21 protein-coding genes are annotated in these 19,162 nt (G+C 36.5%); 10 read left to right on the top strand and 11 right to left on the bottom strand.

What is annotated here, in order from left to right; translation table 11 throughout:
- Positions 1-56: 56 nt before the first annotated feature.
- From BCF58_RS11850 to BCF58_RS11835, 4 genes are all read left to right on the top strand, one after another.
- Positions 57-641: a hypothetical protein gene (locus BCF58_RS11850; RefSeq protein ID WP_121461976.1), complete on the top strand. Its 585-nt coding sequence runs from the start codon at positions 57-59 to the stop codon at positions 639-641.
- Between the two features lie 95 nt (positions 642-736).
- On the top strand, positions 737-1,114 hold the full coding sequence (locus tag BCF58_RS11845) for an HYC_CC_PP family protein (RefSeq protein ID WP_121461975.1): 378 nt from the start codon (positions 737-739) through the stop codon (positions 1,112-1,114).
- A gap of 110 nt (positions 1,115-1,224) precedes the next feature.
- Positions 1,225-1,698 (top strand): DUF3347 domain-containing protein, encoded by a 474-nt coding sequence (locus BCF58_RS11840; protein ID WP_121461974.1) that lies wholly within the window; start codon positions 1,225-1,227, stop codon positions 1,696-1,698.
- 100 nt (positions 1,699-1,798) lie between these two features.
- Positions 1,799-4,591 (top strand): multicopper oxidase domain-containing protein, encoded by a 2,793-nt coding sequence (locus BCF58_RS11835; RefSeq protein WP_228434791.1) that lies wholly within the window; start codon positions 1,799-1,801, stop codon positions 4,589-4,591.
- A gap of 29 nt (positions 4,592-4,620) precedes the next feature.
- Here the strand turns inward: BCF58_RS11835 and BCF58_RS11830 are convergent, their stop codons facing one another.
- The 3 genes from BCF58_RS11830 to BCF58_RS11820 all read right to left on the bottom strand — a co-directional run bounded on the left by BCF58_RS11830 (position 4,621) and on the right by BCF58_RS11820 (position 7,206).
- Positions 4,621-5,217, bottom strand: coding sequence for a hypothetical protein (locus BCF58_RS11830; protein WP_121462061.1), 597 nt, complete (start codon positions 5,215-5,217; stop codon positions 4,621-4,623).
- A gap of 146 nt (positions 5,218-5,363) precedes the next feature.
- Positions 5,364-6,230 carry a sigma-70 family RNA polymerase sigma factor gene (locus tag BCF58_RS11825; protein ID WP_002979276.1) on the bottom strand — a complete coding sequence of 289 codons (867 nt, stop codon included), beginning with the start codon at positions 6,228-6,230 and terminating at the stop codon, positions 5,364-5,366.
- A gap of 184 nt (positions 6,231-6,414) precedes the next feature.
- Positions 6,415-7,206, bottom strand: a complete 792-nt coding sequence (locus tag BCF58_RS11820; RefSeq protein ID WP_121461973.1) for a S1/P1 nuclease — start codon at positions 7,204-7,206, stop codon at positions 6,415-6,417.
- Positions 7,207-7,463: 257 nt separating this feature from the next.
- Between BCF58_RS11820 and BCF58_RS11815 the strand changes: the two genes are divergently transcribed.
- The 3 genes from BCF58_RS11815 to BCF58_RS11805 are packed head-to-tail and all read left to right on the top strand — an operon-like array spanning position 7,464 to position 10,526.
- Complete coding sequence (locus BCF58_RS11815; RefSeq protein ID WP_121461972.1) at positions 7,464-8,405, top strand: type VI secretion system baseplate subunit TssG; 942 nt, start codon at positions 7,464-7,466, stop codon at positions 8,403-8,405.
- A gap of 54 nt (positions 8,406-8,459) precedes the next feature.
- Positions 8,460-9,362 carry a TssN family type VI secretion system protein gene (locus BCF58_RS11810; protein ID WP_121461971.1) on the top strand — a complete coding sequence of 301 codons (903 nt, stop codon included), beginning with the start codon at positions 8,460-8,462 and terminating at the stop codon, positions 9,360-9,362.
- 24 nt (positions 9,363-9,386) lie between these two features.
- Entirely contained in the window at positions 9,387-10,526 is a 1,140-nt protein-coding gene (locus tag BCF58_RS11805) for a hypothetical protein (RefSeq protein WP_121461970.1), read from the top strand.
- A gap of 53 nt (positions 10,527-10,579) precedes the next feature.
- Here BCF58_RS11805 and BCF58_RS11800 read toward each other — a convergent pair whose 3' ends face one another.
- Positions 10,580-11,233: a metal-dependent transcriptional regulator gene (locus tag BCF58_RS11800; protein ID WP_121461969.1), complete on the bottom strand. Its 654-nt coding sequence runs from the start codon at positions 11,231-11,233 to the stop codon at positions 10,580-10,582.
- An 85-nt stretch (positions 11,234-11,318) separates the two neighbouring features.
- Here BCF58_RS11800 and BCF58_RS11795 point away from each other — a divergent pair, with 85 nt between their 5' ends.
- Positions 11,319-12,362: a threonine aldolase family protein gene (locus BCF58_RS11795; protein ID WP_121461968.1), complete on the top strand. Its 1,044-nt coding sequence runs from the start codon at positions 11,319-11,321 to the stop codon at positions 12,360-12,362.
- Between the two features lie 54 nt (positions 12,363-12,416).
- Positions 12,417-13,538 carry a chromate efflux transporter gene (chrA, locus tag BCF58_RS11790; RefSeq protein WP_121461967.1) on the top strand — a complete coding sequence of 374 codons (1,122 nt, stop codon included), beginning with the start codon at positions 12,417-12,419 and terminating at the stop codon, positions 13,536-13,538.
- A gap of 60 nt (positions 13,539-13,598) precedes the next feature.
- Here chrA and BCF58_RS11785 read toward each other — a convergent pair whose 3' ends face one another.
- From BCF58_RS11785 to BCF58_RS11755, 7 genes are all read right to left on the bottom strand, one after another.
- A complete protein-coding gene (locus tag BCF58_RS11785; protein WP_121461966.1) occupies positions 13,599-14,099 on the bottom strand; it encodes a hypothetical protein in 501 nt (166 codons plus the stop codon).
- A gap of 67 nt (positions 14,100-14,166) precedes the next feature.
- On the bottom strand, positions 14,167-14,724 hold the full coding sequence (locus BCF58_RS11780) for a DUF4256 domain-containing protein (protein WP_121461965.1): 558 nt from the start codon (positions 14,722-14,724) through the stop codon (positions 14,167-14,169).
- A 54-nt stretch (positions 14,725-14,778) separates the two neighbouring features.
- Positions 14,779-15,168: a DoxX family protein gene (locus tag BCF58_RS11775; protein WP_121461964.1), complete on the bottom strand. Its 390-nt coding sequence runs from the start codon at positions 15,166-15,168 to the stop codon at positions 14,779-14,781.
- 19 nt (positions 15,169-15,187) lie between these two features.
- Entirely contained in the window at positions 15,188-15,766 is a 579-nt protein-coding gene (locus tag BCF58_RS11770) for a YdeI/OmpD-associated family protein (protein ID WP_121461963.1), read from the bottom strand.
- A gap of 5 nt (positions 15,767-15,771) precedes the next feature.
- The gene (locus tag BCF58_RS11765) at positions 15,772-16,239 is read right to left on the bottom strand and encodes an SRPBCC family protein (protein WP_121461962.1); all 468 of its coding nucleotides are present in this window, start codon (positions 16,237-16,239) and stop codon (positions 15,772-15,774) included.
- A gap of 5 nt (positions 16,240-16,244) precedes the next feature.
- Positions 16,245-16,568, bottom strand: a complete 324-nt coding sequence (locus BCF58_RS11760) for an ArsR/SmtB family transcription factor (RefSeq protein ID WP_121461961.1) — start codon at positions 16,566-16,568, stop codon at positions 16,245-16,247.
- A 71-nt stretch (positions 16,569-16,639) separates the two neighbouring features.
- Positions 16,640-18,340, bottom strand: a complete 1,701-nt coding sequence (locus BCF58_RS11755; RefSeq protein WP_121461960.1) for an endo-beta-N-acetylglucosaminidase — start codon at positions 18,338-18,340, stop codon at positions 16,640-16,642.
- Between the two features lie 251 nt (positions 18,341-18,591).
- On the opposite strand from BCF58_RS11755, the gene BCF58_RS11750 reads away from it, so the two are divergent.
- Positions 18,592-19,134, top strand: a complete 543-nt coding sequence (locus BCF58_RS11750) for a hypothetical protein (protein ID WP_121461959.1) — start codon at positions 18,592-18,594, stop codon at positions 19,132-19,134.
- Positions 19,135-19,162: the final 28 nt, after the last annotated feature.

Genomic DNA, 19,162 nt, shown 5'->3' with positions numbered 1-19,162 from the left:
GCGAGACAATAAAACAAAAACTCATGAATTTTCATGAGTTTTTATAATTAGAAAAAATGACAGTAAGAAATTCTATTTTAGTATATCGATATGTTAAAATGGTCTCTTTAATTTTACTTATAATTAAAGGAATAGATTTTACCTCTCCACTCACATTCAATACAATCATTAAAATTGTTTTTATTTTGGGTGCCAGTTACATTTTATCAGAATTATTCGGTTTTTTGCTGATTAAGCTATTGATATCTTTTTCAAAATATCCGGTCATTCTTTCAAAATGCTTTGAAAAAATTTCCTACTTCCATAAAGATAGTAATCTTCAAAAAATTCCTTTTGTCATTGAAACTTTTTTAAAAGATAATGAATTAAACACCACAATTGACATTCATACTTTCAAAGATGTCTATTATTTGGAATTTTCTGAAAGTGGTTTATCTTATAAAGGAAAATCTTTACAATGGAAAAATGTAGTTTCATGGAAATATAAAAGAATGTCCAAAGGCAGAAATAATATTGATGATATTGTTTTCACATACAAGAATGAAAACAATCAAATCCAAAATATGAACTTAAATTCTTATGAAATGCAGATTTTTTCTTATGAATTATTGATAATGACCGTTGCTTTTTATTTTAAATGAAGATCAGAAGTAAAGTATTTTCCAGAATTTTATAACAACAATACCAAATTTTATAACAACGCTTTCATAGAAATTTTTACCTTTGCTACAGAGCTATGAAAAAGATTCTTGCCATATTGTTCTCTGTTTTCTACTTCGGATTTTCTTCCGGAGCCGTTTTCAGCATTCATTATTGTATGCAGGAATTTGTTTCTGTAAGTCAAAAAGTGGATGACATTTGTGGTAAATGCGGTGTTAAAACCAAAAAAGACTGCTGCAAGACAGAAATTAAAGTAGTAAAAGTAGATGATTCTCAAAAATCAGATTTACTTAAAATAGACCTTGTAAAGCAGCTTCATGAACCGCAAAAACAACAGTTTTTCTTTATAGATAAATCTTTTGCAGCTTCGAAGCAGACCTCAATTCAGATTAATGCACCACCTGACATTCCGTCAGAGCCCATTTTTATTCATCATTGTAATTTCAGAATTTAGAATCCGTCAGTCGTTAGATAGTATATCGTTACGAGCGACATGGCTTACCGTAATGATGCGGTTTTCAAAACATTATTATTAAAAAATCATTCATTCTAAATTGTAAAACAATGAAAAAATATATCATCACAGCAGTATTTGCTTTATTTTCAATAATCTCTGTTTCAGCACAATCAAAATCTGATGCTCAGGTTTCCAAACTATATCAGAACTATATTGCGATAAAATCAGCATTAGCTTCCGATGATGCGGATAAAGCTTCAAAAGCAGCATCAGAATTCATTAAAACAGCCTCAACGGTGGATTATAAGCTAGTTTCAGAGGGAAACCTGAATATCCTCAGAAAAGATGCTACATTAATTTCCGAAGCAAGAAATATCGCTACTCAAAGAGAGACTTTCTATAACCTTTCAGATAACATGATCGCATTAACTAAGGAATTTAAGCTTTCTGCAAACCCTGTGTTTGTTCAGTATTGTCCAATGGCGGACGGAAGCTGGTTAAGCGATGAGAAAAAAATTGTAAATCCTTATTACGGAAGCTCAATGCTTTCTTGTGGTACCGTAAAGTCAGAGATAAAATAATTATAGTATCTCGTTTTAAAACAATTCGTTATATCATTTAAAATATAAATTACTTTAGGTGATTTTTTTGACGATATAACTTAATAAAGATTAGAAAATTATGAAAAAACTGATCATGTTTCTGATGCTTTTATTCTCTGTTTTCAGCTTTGCTCAAACTACAAAGACGTACTATACCTGTCCGATGCATCCCGAAGTAGTCTCTTCAAAGCCGGGAGATTGCCCAAAATGCGGAATGACATTGGTGAAAAAAACAGTTGTTATAAAACCTAAAATAGTTCAGAAACCACAAGTAAAACCGATACAGGCAACAAAAGCTCCGGAACAAAAAATAAAAAAACCGGTAGTAAAAGCTAAGGTGAAGGTCGAAGAGAAATCTAAGCCTGTAACCAAGCCAAAGCCGAAAGTTCAGACAGTTCCAAAAACCAATAAGATTGAGAAAACTAATTCTCAACCTAAAGCTCAGCCTAAGCAGCAGACTCAACCCACTTATACCTGTCCGATGCATCCGGAAGTAGTTTCTTCCAAGCCCGGTAAATGTCCGAAATGTGGAATGGATCTGGTTGAAAAAGAGGATCATTCCCAACATCAGGTTGAAAATCATGACGAGAAAAGTTCAGAACTGAAAAGAAATGATGAAAATGGAAGAGTGACTTTTAAAGGCAGAACAGTTCGCTATGATCTGTATGTAAAAGATACCATCGTCAATTTTACAGGAAAAAACCGTAGAGCTATTGCTGTGAACGGTAAATTACAGGCTCCGACCTTATATTTTACAGAAGGAGATACTGCTGAAATTTATCTTCATAACATGCTGAAAGAAAACACAGGATTTCATTGGCATGGGGTGATTTTACCCAATGAACACGATGGAGTTCCTTATCTAACCACAAAACCCGTAAAACCGGGTGAAACCCACTTATATAAATTTAAAGTTTCACAAAACGGAACGTATTGGTATCATTCTCATGAAGCTTTACAAGAGCAGCTTGGAATGAACGGAGTATTGGTCTTCAAAAAAAGAGAAGGTGAACCTAAAATAAATTATACAGCGGAGATCCCTGTTCTTTTGGGAGACTGGAGTGATGAAAACCCTACTCAGATTGCCAGAAGGCTCCACATGGCGAATACAGACTGGTATGCCATTAAGAAAAATGCCGTTCAAAGCTACTGGGAAGCGATAAAATCCGGAAATTTCGGTACTAAAGTATTAAATGAATGGAAGAGGATGGAAGCCATGGATGTGAGCGATGTGTATTACGATAAATTTCTTATTAACGGTTTACCAAGCTCGGATTACTCTAATCTCAAAGCCGGAGATAAAGTGAGGTTGAGAATTGCCAACGGAGGTTCGTCCACTTATTTCTGGCTGAACTATGGAGGCGGAAAAATAAAAGTGATTGCCAACGACGGGAATGATGTGGTTCCTGTAGAAGTGGACCGATTGATAGTTGGTGTTTCCGAAACCTATGATATTGAAGTTACCATTCCGGAAAATAAAAGTTTTGAATTCAGGGCTACATCGGAGGACAGGATAGGGCATGCTTCCCTGTGGCTGGGCTCCGGTGAAAAAATAGAGGCTCCGAATTTACCGAGATTAATGTTGTTTGAAGGGATGAAAATGATGAACGGAATGATGGAAATGAGTGGGAATATGAAGCCTATGAATATGACGATGGGCAACCAGATGATGGATATGAATGAAGTGATGTATCCCGAACTTCCGGAAAGCCAGCGAAAAATGACGATGAAGCATATGAATGAAATGATGGGCATTAAAACCAAGGATGATGAAAAGGAAGAAGATCATTCTCAGCATGCAGGAATGGATATGAAGGAGGAAAAATCAATTAAAAGATTGTCATATAATATTTTAAAATCCCCTGAAAAAACAATTCTTCCGGGAGATAATGTACGTGAACTGAAATTTACTTTGGAAGGGAACATGAACCATTATCTTTGGACGCTGGATAACAAAACGGTAACCGAAACAGATAAGATTCTGGTTAAAAAGGGAGAAATTCTGAGAATTACGATGTACAATAATTCCATGATGCGTCACCCGATGCACCTTCACGGCCACGATTTCAGGCTCATCAATTCAAAAGGGGAATATTCTCCATTGAAAAACGTAGTGGATATCATGCCGATGGAAACCAATACGATTGAGTTCGCCGCCAATCAGGATGGAGACTGGTTTTTCCATTGTCATATTTTGTATCATATGATGGCAGGAATGGGAAGAGTGTTCAGCTATGAAAATTCAAAACCAAACCCTCAATTACCCAATAGAAAATTAGCCTGGAAAAATTTCCTGAGCGACAACAGGATGATCAGCACAATGGCTATGCTGGATGTAGCAAGCAATAAGATCCATGCAGAAACCATGACGATGTTCGGCCCGAGATGGGCGAATCTAAATGAATTTCACTCCAACTGGGATTTCAATCATTTTGACGGAAATTTTAAAGTGGGGAGATTCTTAGGGAAATTTCAATGGGCATTGCCTTATGTGGGTTTCAGAATCCAGAATGCCAGTGAAATGGCAGAAAATGAAATGATGGGGGACATGCATAGGGAAGAAGGTAATAAGAAAACCTGGTTTGGGCAAAACAGAACGCCAAGAAATAAAAATACCTTTATTGCAGGTATTCAGTATGTCTTACCGATGTTAGTGATTGCCGATGCGAGTGTTGACCAGAATGGAAAAGTCCTATTGGAGCTGAGCAGGGAAGATATTCCTATTTCCAGAAGGATAAGGGGAAATTTTAGCTTAAATTCTGATGGGGAATTCTCAACCGGACTGAGGTATATCCTGCAAAAATGGCTGTCGGTTTCCGGAAATTATGATAATGAAATGGGATGGGGAGCCGGACTTACTTTCACTTATTAAATAAAAGGAACTCAATTGGAGTTCCTTTTTTATTTTAAGCTTTTTAATTCACTCAATAAAGCATTCTGTTTTTTGATAAAGTTATCTAAACTGTCTGTTTTTAAAGGATGAGCATTTTGGTATTTTTCAATTTCGGGAAGGGTCTTTTTGATTTGAAAAACAACATATTGGTCCTGAAGCTTTACCCTGTTTTCAGCAATTTTACTGAGTAGATCCTTTATATGTTTTATTTTTAGATTATACTTTTCTGAATTTGCTTTAATTTCTTTTCTGATTTCATGGTTCATTATAGAATCACTAACGGATTTTGCCAAATTTGCAGCATCTGTGTAATAAGTTTCAGATTTATTAATAATAGTAGTGTATTGTGATGTTATTTTTTCCGTTTCCTTATTGGTATTCCTAATCTTTTCATCCAGATTTTGAAGATTTTTATCATTCTCCATGAGTTCATGGTAGATTTCGTAGACCATATTACTTTCACCACGTTTTGTGATATAACTTGATACATCGGATTTTTCTGCATTGTCAACGGCATTAGCTATAACAGGTGGATTTTCAGATTTATTTTCTTTACATGAAAGTAACAATAGAATTAGAGTAGAAGCCAAAAATATTTTTTTCATAGTTTTCATTTATGATGTTTAAGTAATCAATTTCTTGACCTTCTTACGAAGGAGCAATATTGTATTAGTTAAAATTATGAGACAGATGTTACAAAAAAAACGGAGCTTGAAAAATCAAGCTCCGTTATACATTATTTACACTAAAATTATTTACCTAAATAAGATTTTAAGATCTTGCTTCTGGTGTTGTGTTTTAGTCTTTTAATTGCTTTTTCTTTGATCTGACGAACTCTCTCTCTTGTAAGATCGAAAGTCTCTCCAATTTCCTCTAAGGTCATCGGGTGTTTTCCGTTCAATCCGAAGTACAATCTCACAAGGTCTGCCTCCCTTGGAGTCAGCGTATTCAATGCTCTTTCGATCTCAATCTGAAGAGATTCCAACATCAAATCTTTATCAGGACTTGGAGATTCTCCTGAACGTAATACATCATAAAGGTTAGAATCTTCACCCTCTACTAAAGGGGCATCCATAGACAAGTGTCTACCGGAGTTTTTCATCGATTCTTTGATGTCTTCTTCACTCATATCAAGAACTTCCGCCAATTCTTCCGGAGAAGGTGGTCTTTCGTTTTCCTGTTCTAGGTGAGCGTATGCTTTGTTAATTTTATTGATTGAACCAATTTTATTTAACGGTAATCTTACAATTCTCGACTGTTCCGCCAATGCCTGCAAGATTGATTGACGAATCCACCAAACTGCATAAGAGATAAATTTGAAACCTCTTGTTTCATCATATCTTTTTGCAGCTTTCATAAGTCCTAAATTACCTTCATTGATTAGATCGGGTAAAGAAAGACCCTGGTTTTGGTATTGTTTGGATACTGAAACTACGAAACGAAGGTTGGCTTTGATCAACTTCTCTAATGCCGCTCTGTCGCCAGCACGGATTCTTTGTGCCAATTCTACTTCTTCATCTGCAGTAATCAATTCTACTTTACCAATTTCCTGCAAATACTTGTCTAATGAAGCAGTTTCCCTGTTGGTAACCTGCTTAGTGATTTTTAATTGTCTCATTTATTTTATCCTCAAAAAAAGAGTTTACTATATATTATACGTTGGAGAATATAAAAAGGTTACACCAGTTTTAATTTTTTTTAAACAATAGGTCAACAAAAAGCGGAACATTCAGGTTCCGCTTTTTTATGAGTAATAAATAATGAGCAATGATTAATGACCATCAACTATCTACAGTCAACCATTAAAACAAATCGTTCAATACTTTTGCCAGTCTCAAACCTCCGTAAAGAAGCTGTCTTTCCATGGTTTCATTGAATTTATACTGATAATCGTAAGAAAGCTTGGATTCATTAGGTGTTTGAGCGTAAATTTTGTTGGCTATCTTATGAGAGTCGTATAACCAGTCTTCCAGGGTTCCGGATTGGATCTGTTTTACTTCTTCTTTGGTTCTGATATCCAGAAGTGTGGCATATTCCGTATAGCTGTATTTTTGAGAGTCAACCAGTTTTCCGTCCCATACGGAATGTAAATTGGTTTTCTCACCGAAATAGGTAACGTCAATTTTATTTCCGCCCAAATCTTCAGCTCTTCCCACATGTAAAGGTTGCGCCAGATCACCCATGATGTGGATTAAGAATATCAAAGCAATTTTCCTGTCTTTTTCAGATGTCTTTTTATCTTTTATTTGGGCAGATAAAGTGTTGATCTGGGTATATAAACTAGGTCCTGCCTGCATTTTTAAGTTCTGTTCGAAAGCTTTGAAATCAACTTGTGGGTCTATATTTACATAATGCCATGATGAAGCCTGTTTCCAGACCCCTGTGGTATCAGATTTAATGAAATCCGGCCAGTTGGCCCAATACGCCAGACGTTCTTTCCCCATCATTTTTTTGATCTCTCTCCGGGCTTTTCCGCAAAGATGGTTTTCTGCAATTTCTGCGATAATCCGATGTCCCGTTAGTCCCCATGCATATGAATAAAGAGAAGAAGATACAAACAGCAACATCAGAATTTTAGAATACATACTTTTCATTTACATAACATTTTCAGGCTGCAAAGATAGGGTAGAGTTTCTGAACTATTATTAAATTAAAAATAAATTCTTGTTTCTGGTCTTACTGAACTTCATATTTTTTTATAATTTTATGACTTAATTGTATTTTATTCTTTATAATTTCAATTAATTACTGTTTTAATGAAAAATTAACATAAAAAATATTTTTTCAACTATACGAGATATATTATCTTTACAAGTCTATAATCACAGGAAACACCAAATCAAAGAACACTATGTATGAGAATAATATTGTAGACATGCATTACAATAAGCTGCAGACAGATTTCAAGGCTGAAGCCGTAGCGGTGAATCTTTTGAAATACCATAGAGCAGTAAGCAATATCTTCATAGAAAGGGTCGGAATCAACGACAGGGCTTATTTAAAAGATATCAAGAGTATCTCCAGCCATTATATGGGCTTTGACGAAGAAGTCTTTACCATAGAAACGTACAGGGAAGGCATTTATGATTATTTACCGGAAGGGCTGTTTCATCCGCCGTCTCTTAGTACCTCCAGAAAGAATGTGGAAAATGTGGTACGGGAAATCCGTAAGCAAAAGAAAGTAGAGGAGGATGCCCGAAAATTTTTTCGTCCTTTTGAGTTAGAAATATTCTTCACGGAAATAAGCGGCCTGCTAAAAGAATTCGATTTTGATATTTCCAGTGATACGGACACCTTACTGGAAACGGTTAGTGAGCTTTGGCCGTTGATCAACATGCTCGATAAGCAGAGCGCTTACATTTTCATATACATTTTGCCGTTTTTTCATCAGATCAGAGGAGATAAGCAATGGTTTGAGAGATGCTTGTCGGCTTTCCTCCAGGTTCCGGTAAAGGTAACATTCACCCCTAATATTATTGATGATATTGAAGAAAGCGATGATTCCATGCTACTGGGGAATTCAAGACTGGGCGTTACATTTATACCGAGTGGAAGGCATATGGACGGACAAAGAAACTGGGTCGTGAATATAGGCCCGATCCCATATGAAGATGTTAAGCAATATATTCCGGGAAGTCCGTTCAGAAAAATATTGCAAGCTTTATATGATTATTTTCTTCCGGTCACGGTAGATGTTGAGGAGAATTTTATCACGGAGAAAAAGGAATATTCATTTGTGCTGGAAGACGGAGTAAGAAACGCCAACCGTCTCGGATATTCTACTTTCCTGTAAAATATTTTGCTATATTTACAATCACCAATAAAATATTAATTTGAAATTTATAAGATGGAAGTTTCTTCAGTAAAAGGGATCTTTTTGAGATATATTTTGATGCCTTTAATAGCAGTCATTATGATGATCATTTTAGGAGTGATCAGAAGAAATAAGCCTGCTATCAAAATTAAGGTTATTATCATATATGTTCTTCTGTGCGGGTTATGTCTGGCCTTGCCCGGCTTTTTTGGCTTTGCAGGTAATTTATTTAATCCTTATTGGTATCTTATTGCACAGATCATTTATCTTCTTTTCGGAATTATTCATGTGAATTTACTGGATAAGTATTTCAAAAAACATATTGATTCTTTGTCACTAAGCATTCTCTTTGAATCTATTCTTTCTTTAACCTGTATCGCCTTCGGAGGATTTCTTTTTGTCCTGCTTTTTAAATGGATGAGCAAAGGAACGGGATATCCTGTAATGGCAGCCACAAGTATGCTGATATTCATTGTACCGAGAATATTTTATTATTGTTACATCCAGTTTATCAGTATTCCCTTTGATATTTATAAAACATGGAGGTATTCACCGGAACAGAAACTTCCTGATTTTGACGGTGCGGATTTTGACCGCCTGATGGTACTGAATGTTGAATTGAGTAAAAACCTTGAAGACGCCAACAGATTTAGAATTAAAGCAAAGACACTTCCTACGGGGGTTACATTCGGAGATTGGTTTTACAGGGTTGTAGATGATTATAACCATAAGAATCCAAATTCAATCATACACCTTACGGATCGTGAGAAAGAACCGTATTACTGGATATTTTATACCAAAAAATCGTTCTTCAGCTTCAGAAAATATATTGATTTTGACCAGGATATTTCTACCAATCATATTGCAGAAAATGATGTGGTGATCTGTAAAAGGGTGATCCAGCATGAAGAGGAAGGAATGACAAGAAAATCATAATCCCAAATTTTAAAAGTATTGAATATGATACAACCTATTAAACATTTTGCAATCAATTGGGTGGACGGGATGAAAGTTTCCCAAAGACACCTTAATGATCAGGACAATTTTTTAATTGATACCATCAGAGACGCCAATTCTCTTGTGATCAATACCTATAATTACGGGCTTTTACCCATTTCCAACGAATTTACGGACAGAACTATTTTTGATGTTCACAATACGGCAACCAATGATGTGCAATTAGTGATCAAGCACTGCAGTGCAGTGACGATGGCTGGTTACAGAATAGAACTGAATGACAGGAGAGTAAGTGTAAAATCACTGGCTAAATCGATGAATGAGGATCAGGCGGATGGTGAATATTATATTCTGATCTCTGTAAATCCGTTTGACAAAGTACCTTTCGGAGATATAGACCCGGAGGAAATTCCCCCTCGCCATCCTAATGCACAACCGAACTACCATATAGAACTGCTTCCGGTAAGTTCTTTGAACAGCAGTTATTCCGGAGGTAATTATCTGGTGATTGGAAAGGTAGATCTCAAAGGCAATATAGCTCAGGTGGATTCTAATTTTATTCCACCGTGTACTTCTATTCAGAGCCATCCTGCTTTATTGGATTATTACAACGGTTTTGCCAAATCTATCGGGAATTTACAGCAATATGCCTTCAAGATTATTCAGAAAGCATCCCATAAAAACCAGAATACGGCTTTGGCGCAGAATGTTAAGCTCCTGTGTAATACCATGGTGAATACATTCGGGGATATGTATTTCCAGTTCAGAAATATTATTCCTTGGCAACCACCCGTATTTTTGATTGAATCTTTTGCTAAACTGGCTCTCCGTCTGTATAATTCCACGCAGGTGCTGGTTCCGGCAGAACTGGAAGAAATGCTGAATTACAGTCTGGAATGGAGTGAAATAGCACCACATACTTTACTGAATCAGCTTTCCATTGTGGCGGAAACCAATTATGACCACCACAACTGTGGAGAACCTTTGCTCTATATCCAGCAGATGCTGAGAAGCTTAGAAACTATTTTCTCTAAATTAAGCGAGCTGGACTATATCGGACAGAGAAAAGAAAATATTATTGTTAACGAGCAGGAGGTTTCCAACAATGCCAATCCGAAGAGAGGCTGGAGTGTTTTAGATTAACAAAAGAAGAATTATAAATAAAAAATCCTGAATTTTCAGGATTTTTTTTATAGTTATTTTTTGACCAGTATTTTTTCAGTGGCTTTCCTGCTCAATACTTCTTTTTTACCCTCAATCTCGATGGTTAAAGATTTGTCGAAATCCTCAATTTTGATGATCTTGATTTTGGTATTCAGTAATAATTGCCTTTCGTTCAGGTAGCTTAAAAAAGCGTCATCAGAAAGGGTAACGGATGCAAAAACCACTGTTTCACCGATGTGGCAGTCACTTAGTTTCTGTAAATCTTGTGCAATGATGTTCCCGTCTTTATCAGGAATAGGCTCCCCGTGAGGGTCAAATTTTGGATAATCCAGAATTTCATCCATTTTATCAAAGAAAATCTGGGAATGAACGTGTTCCAGCTGTTCTGCAATTTCATGAACATTTTCCCATCCGAAATTCATCGTTTTTACCAAAAACATTTCGGTAAGCCTGTGTTTACGGACTACGAGAGAAGCTTCTCTTTTTCCTTTTTCAGTGACGATGAGTGGCTTATAGGTTTCGTAAATCACCCAGCTTTTTTCCGCAAATTTCTTCATCATATTGTTTACACTCGGCATTTTTACGTTTAAAAATTTGCTAAGCTCATTAATCGTTACCTTTCCTTCATTATCAACCAAATGAAACAAAGCTTTCAGATAGTTTTCTTCTGTTAATGTTGTTCTCAAAATGTTAGGTGATTGTCAATACAAATCTAACAAAATATTATGAAATTTCTGCTCTTGTTGGTTTAACTTTTTTTAATTTTACTTCATGAAATTTTCATTCAAAAACGATTATTCAGAGGGATGTCATCCCCTTATTTTGCAGGCTCTTTCAACGTATAATTTAGATCAGCAGGCCGGTTACGGTGAAGATGCATATTCTTTACAAGCTAAAGAATATATTAAAGAGAAAATAAATAATGCCTATGCGGATATTTATTTTGTTTCCGGGGGAACACAGGCTAATCTGATTGTGATTTCATCTATCTTAAAACCTTATCAATGTGTTATTTCCGCTTCTACCGGACATATTTTGAATAATGAAACGGGAGCGATAGAAGCAACCGGCCATAAAATCCTGAGTATTGAAACGGCAGATGGAAAGCTAAGGGCTTCAGATATTATTCCTGTACTGGAAGGTCATAGAAATATTCCGCATCAGGTAATGCCTAAAATGGTGTATATCTCGAATTCTACGGAGTTGGGAACCATTTATACTGCAAAAGAGCTGAAAGAGCTTTCCGATTTTTGTAAGGAAAATAACTTATACCTGTTCATGGACGGAGCAAGAATGGGACACGGCTTAACATCGGAAATCAGTGATCTGACCCTGGAACAGGTTGCTGCCCTTACAGATGTTTTTTATTTGGGTGGCACTAAAAACGGAGCTCTGATAGGAGAGGCCATTATCATTAATAATCAAAGCCTTCAGGAAGATTTCGCTTTTAATATCAAGCAAAAAGGAGCATTATTGGCAAAGGGAAGATTGTTGGGAATTCAGTTTTTGGTATTGATGAAGGATGATTTGTACTTTGATTTGGCCAGGCATGCGAACCGGCAGGCAATGAAAATTAAAAACGCTTTGAAAGAAAGGGGAGTGCATTTTCTTTCAGATACTTATACCAATCAGATTTTCCCGGTAATAAGCAATGAATTGATTGAACGTTTATCCGAAAAGTTTGAATTCTATGTATGGAAAAAGATGGACGAAGATTTTTCCGCTATACGTTTGATCACTTCCTGGAATACAAGCGATGAAGCGATAAACAATTTTATTGAGATAATTAATGATCAATTGCCTGCCATACAATAAATCAAATGAAGATAACTTTAGATTTTTTAATAATAATTCCTAATATTTCGAAAAGTGAATACAAAAAATGATCTGAAGGAGCTTTCCATTGTTTTTTTTAAATTGGGTGTAACTGCATTTGGAGGCCCGGCCGCTCATATTGCGATGATGCAGCAGGAAGTGGTAACCAAAAGAGCATGGATGACGGAACAGCATTTCCTGGATCTGATGGGAGCCACTAATCTTATTCCAGGCCCCAACAGTACTGAGATGGCTATTCATATAGGGAAGGATAGAGCAGGGTGGAAGGGATTAATTGTTGCGGGATTGTGTTTTATATGCCCAGCCGTTTTTATTACACTGTTTTTTGCATGGCTGTATAAGCAGTACGGGCAGCTTCCCGAAGTTCAGCCTTTTATATACGGGATACAGCCTGCCATTATTTCCATCATCTTGAGCGCTATTTTTCCTCTGGCCAGGAAATCCTTAAAAACATTGGAATTATGGATTATTGGTATTGCTGTCCTGTTGCTTTGCTTTATGAACATCAATGAAATAATCCTTTTATTCGGTGCCGGTATAGCAGCCATTATATTGTATCTCATTCGGCAGAAAAATATCGCAGGTTCATTTTTTCCTTTAACCTTATTACAATCCCAGGATTTGGTTTTATCCTCCGGTCATGTAAAGCTGTTTCTTATTTTCCTCAAAATAGGCGCTATATTATATGGAAGCGGATATGTCTTGTTTGCTTTTCTGGATTCGGAATTGGTGGACAGAGGCCTTTTGACCAGGCAACAGTTATTGGATGCCATAGCAGTAGGACAATTCACTCCCGGTCCTGTTTTTTCATCAGTTACTTTTATTGGATATCAAATTGATAATTGGTCAGGAGCTTTGGTGGCTACCATCGGGATTTTTCTTCCGGCGTTTGTTTTTGTGGCTTTACTTAACCCTATTGTAAAAATGATGCGAAACTCAAAATTGTTTTCCTCATTTTTGGATGCCGTGAATGTAGCATCAATAGCGATCATTACATATGTATGCTATGTAATGGCAAGAGTGAGCATTGCCGATTGGAAAACCGTGCTGATTGCTGTTGTATGCATTATCATTATGATGAGTAACAGAAAGATTAATAGTGTCTGGATTGTCTTGTTGGGAGCTGTATCAGGATATGTTCTGCAAAATATATAATCATCCGGATAAACAGATAAAAAAAGCAGCCGGTGTGACTGCTTTTATTTTTTAAGTTTTTTATTTCAGAGCTTCTGTAACGGTTTTGCAATCAGCAGTCTTCAGTTTATGACCTGCATTATAGTTGATTTTATTTTCGTTAGCATACTTCATTTGACCGTTATCATCTTTTTGCTCGCCAATTCCTTCAATCAGTGTATTGTCTTTTTGGATGAAGAAAATGTCTCTTTTGCTTCTTGTTCCTTCCGATTCAAATTCATAGGTAAGTTTTAGGGTATCACCGGATTTGAAACCGGTAACATCTCCTTTGGAGCTATCCTTTTCATGGTTTTTGTAGGACATTTTTCCTGTAATGGTCCCTAAATTGTCATCAATGCTGGCAAAAACCGTGTCTTTTCCTACGACGCTCATATAGCAGAATGATTTCGGACCTAAGGTATCGATTACAGATTCTGTTACTGCCGTAGAATCAGGTTCCACCTGAGGAATTACTTTTTCTGTTTTTTTGTTACAGTTTATCAGAAAGGCAGACAACGAACCCAGTAAGATCAATTTTTTCATAATCAATTTTTATTATGTTAAATTAAATTTCAAATGCTAAAATAGGAATTATAATTGTTTATATCAATCAAACTCTTAATAAACCTCTGAATCCTCTTGCTGCATAATAAGAATCGGCTCCGTTGTGGTACATAAAGACCGTATTGTAGCGGCGGTCACAGAAAATAGCGCCGCCAAGTTCCCTGATTTCAGTTGGGGTTTTTACCCAGCTTGATGTTTTCAGATCGAATTTTCCAAGTTTCTGCAATTCGCGGTACTGTTCTTCTGTAAGAAGGTCAATTCCCATTTCTGAAGCTTTATCAATAACATTATTTTCGGGTTTATTGGCTTTTCTGGCTTCCCATGCAGGGTAGTCGTAGCAAAGGCTTCTTCGTTTCGGGCTTTCCGGAGAGCAATCAAAGAAAATATATTCGTCATTTTTTTTGTCATAATCAACAATATCCGGTTCTCCTTCAGTTATTTCCATTTCGTTCAGGGACCAAAGCTTTTCAGGATTTTTTTCCAGTTTTGACTGTATTTTATTCCATTCCATGCCTTTATGGCGGGTCATATTTTTCTCAAAGCGGGTTTGTAAAACTTTTAGCAGCTGCTCAGTTTGTTCGGGTGAAAGTTTTTTTGGGCTCATATTAAGTTGATTTAGGTGGTGTAATAGTAAGTTTTTTCAATCAAATTTAGCGATTTATGAAATGATTTTTCGATCAGCCGGTCTGAAGTACCATGAGATAAGCACTAAAATCAGCAATAATAGGGCAGGAAAGGTTGTTCCGAACGGGTCTCCGACAATAAGATGAGAGATTACAGCACCCGACATCACAAAGGTAAAACCTGCATAAGCCCATTCTTTTAGTAATGGGGTTTTAGGAATAAGTATGGCAATCACGCCCAATATTTTCCAGATACCAATAATCGTCATGAGATAAAGCGGATAGCCTAATTTGGTGAAGTTTTGTACTTCATCCTGATGTTTCATAAGTTGTACAATGGCTGTTGAAACCATTCCCAATGATACCCAAAGGGTAAAGATCCAATAGATGATCTTGTTTCTTTTCTGTGATTTTTGTGTTTCCATGTTGATGTTTATTTAGTTATTAATCATTTAAGCCTTTTCCTTTCAGGATTTCAGGTATATATTTTTCGATTCTGGATTCGCGGGTTTTAGATTGTCTGGCAGAGGAGAAGTGGAGGAGGTATGCCCTTTGCCTGCCCGGGGTTAATGCTTCAAAGGCGGCTTTCAATTCAGGACTTTCGTTGAGCTTGTTTTGAAATTCTTCCGGCGTTTCGAATTCCCTGTTTTTTTTCATTTTTACCTTCACACCGGATTTTTCAACTTCAACAGCTTCATAAACGTATGTTTTTATTATCTTCTCCAGATCAATAATTTCTTGAAGACCGGTAAAACGGATTTGTCGTGCCGCCTGAACATTTTCTGTCTGCTGGATAAGAATATTTTCGGAATCATTCAATAAAGCTCCTTTGAACAGCAGGAGAGCGCAATATTCCTTAAAGCCGTGGATCAGGATAATGTTTTTCCCATGATAGGTATAGCACGAGCAGCCCCATTTTATTTCTTCTTCCAGGCCCGTATCCAGAAGGATGGTTCTCAATTTTTCAAATTCTTTTTGCCATTGTCCGGCTTTATCAAAGAAAAAATCAGCTTTTGGGTTCATGATCTTTATTTTAATGGATTCACAATTTCCTGAAGACGGTTATGGGCCATATTAATGCCCTGTGCAAATGGTAATTTTAACATCTGATCCCTGTAATCCACAGATTGATAAATGGTATGGATCGTAATTTTACTGGTTTCATCGGTCAGTTTTTCAAATTGAATATATTCCAGCTGAGCAGGAAAAGGAGTGTTCTCCATTTGAAAGGTCCTAATAATCTTCTGGTTGGGGATAAATTCATGAATGGCTCCATGAGCCTTGAAAACTACGTCACCTTGAGGATTGGTAATTTGGAATTCATAGCCGCCGTGCTGCTTGTTTTCAAGTTTCAGTACTTTGTTTCCCATCCATTGCTCTATAAGCTCTGCTTCGGAATACGCTTTAAAAAGGAGTTCCAGAGGGAGATCGAATTCCCTTGTGATGAAAATTTCCTGTTTGCCGTCTTCTGCGTGTATTTTGGTTTTTAGTTCCATACTTGCTATTTTTTGGATTGGTAATTTTTCATGATGCTTTCCAGTTTGTTGAACCTGTCATCCCACATTTTGCGGAAAGGTTCAATAAAATCGGCAATTTCTTTCATTTTGCTAGGATTTAAGTGGTAAATGATCTCCCTGCCGTTTTGTTCCTGTCGAAGCAATTCACATTCGGTAAGGATCTGCAGATGCTTTGAAACGGTAGGTCTTGCGGTATCAAAATTTGACGCAATAGCGCCTGCAGTCATAGACTGTGTGGCTACGAGCATCAGTATTGATCTTCTCGTAGGATCTGCAATGGCTTGAAATACATCTCTTCTCAGATTCATTGTGTAGTTATTTGACTACAAATATATGTGTAGTTATTTAACTACGCAAATTTTTAGGATAAAAATTTAAATTAATTATTATAAATGTAGAATTGACCTAAGCTGAATATATAATTATTTACAGCCTTTCCGGTGTGAAAATTTAAGGCAATCACGGCTATTTCTCTTCCTGCATAGGAGGATAGATCAAATGTAGTGGTATTCCATGCAGGGTCAGGAGCTGCTCCTATGTTAAGATAAACAGGTTTAGTCAGGTTATCACTGAAATAAAGCGCTAATCTGGCATTGGTATTTCCGGCAGCCGGATATTTATAGGTTAAAGAAAATTTTGTTTTAGGAGTGGCTGTAAGTTTTGTCTGGAATAATTTCACCGTAACATCATCCGCAAGATTCCCGGCAAATTGGATGGAGCTTCCGCCATCATAGGCGTCATCAAAATGATAGGAAGGCCGAAGGGTATTGGTGTTCAGATCAGTTGAGGAAACAGCCCATTGCCATGATGGCAAAATATCCTGTTTTCCCATATCGGACCAGTTTTTGGCAACTACGTTTCCATTAGTCGCTACAATTTTTCCTTGTCCTACATTGAAATTAGTCTTAAAGGGAAGCTTGTTAATGACCGTACGAACAGGAACATAGTACCCAATTCCTTTCCAGATATGGGTTCCATTGGGATCCGTTACCGCAACATTGTTATCATCTCCGGAAAAAATACGGGATTCCGTCTTATAAAAATTGGTATAATCATCAGGATCTGTATTGAAATTGGTCAGCCCGCTGTTGTAGGTCAGATTCATGGCAAATAAGCCTAGTGAAGTTTTCGGACTGTTTACGGGGCCTGCATTTCCTGCCGGACCATAATTATTGAATAGCTGTGTAATCCACGTATAGTCGGGAGACTTAGTGAATAAAGCCTGTGCACCGGTTCTTTTAGGCCATACATCGGCACCGGTATATACATCGAATGGGCTTCTTTTGATATTTCCGGCTGTAGTTACAGAGGAAGTAATCTGATCAGATCCCCACCAATAATTAGTAAAAAAGGCATCTGAAACCCGGATTTTGCCATTTTGCAGGAGGAGAGCATTGGCATTATTCAGGGCATTTTGATAAGAAATTTCGCCGTTTGGTGTCATCGCATCATACCAGTGGATTTCCATACCATCGGGCTTTGTAGTTTCTAATTGGGCCAACATTTTCGTAAACTCTGAAGCAACGGAGGGAGAAACAGACGATTCTACATTGAAAAACCAACCATCAAAACCATAGTATTTAGCAATTTCAATCAGCTTTTGGGCAGCAACAAATTTTCCTTTAATATCTTTTTGGATGAGAATATTCATTTCCTTGTCATTGGGAAATACAGTTCCAATAATTTTAACTCCGTTTTTGTGAGCAGTATCTATCCATAATTTGGAGGGAACAGATATTTTTCCTGCAAACCAGATAAAAATGTCTACATACTGCCAATTGGTAAAATTAAAGGTGTTGAATGTATTTTGTTCTATATACCAGGCTCCCCAGGTGTCCATACCATCCGGAGCGTAGCTTATTTTCATATCAAAGCTTTGTGAAGGATTAAGTTGTGAAGCCAGCGTTTTAGTACGTGTAGCCAATGGCATCTTAGAAACATTTCCAGGTAAGGAAGAACCTGAGGATGTCCATGAATTGAGTTCACTGAATTCCAGTTGAAGTTTATTTTCTACAGTCTGTGCGATGATCTTATTGCCAGAAAAAGCAATTAAAAGAATAAGTATCGCTAGCTTTTTCATATAGTTATTGGTTTGTATAAACAAATTTAAACTTTTTCCTGTAGAAAATTATGGCTGGAAGGTATATTCTGATATCGGAAATTAAAAGTCCTATAATTTATAAATTGTTAAATATAATTTAATTGATAATCAGTAAGTTATACAGATGTTAATTGCTAGAGTATAGCAGTTTAACATTATTTAAGCAAACGTTTGTTGTCGGTTATTTCTTTATTTTTTTAACTTTTCTCATACACAAAAACCATGAGAAAATGTTTAAAATCAAGTTTCTTGACCAATTTACAAATGTTAGTTGGAAAGACAAAGACAAGCGTTCCCGTTATGTCGTTCAGTACGAACAACTCCCAGATGTGTCAAAAGGGGTATGGAATAGAAAATTCCATGAATCTTATTTTTCCGACAAAAAGAAAGCAGAATGTTTCTGCAATGCTCTCTCTGAATTTCTTTCAGATATTTATTTAACACTTGACTTAGTAGAATTAAGATTACGTCAATTTGAACTATCGGGGAACACCGAATTATTTCCGTACTCTTCACAACAAAAAGTTGCTGATTGCAGATTCCATTTATTGAAGGAATCAAAAAAGGTTTTGTTTTGTTATCAGCACATTGATAATATAAAATCTTATCTCAATGCCTTAAAGCTTCATTGCTTTACGATCTGTCAATGTTTTAAGGATTCTGCCAATTCTATGTTCATCTACTTACAAAAATTGGAAGATTATTTTATCAATACGTATCGTTCGGCTTATCAACTCCATCAAAAACAAGCTTTAAAATTTCTGTCATGTTAATAACGAATTCAACCCGTAGGGAGTTGAA

It is taken from the genome of Chryseobacterium defluvii, from assembly GCF_003634775.1.
GTDB classification, from domain to species: domain Bacteria; phylum Bacteroidota; class Bacteroidia; order Flavobacteriales; family Weeksellaceae; genus Chryseobacterium; species Chryseobacterium defluvii.
The sequence above is the reverse complement of the archived record's forward strand: the minus strand, read 5'-3'. Positions and strand labels throughout refer to the sequence as shown.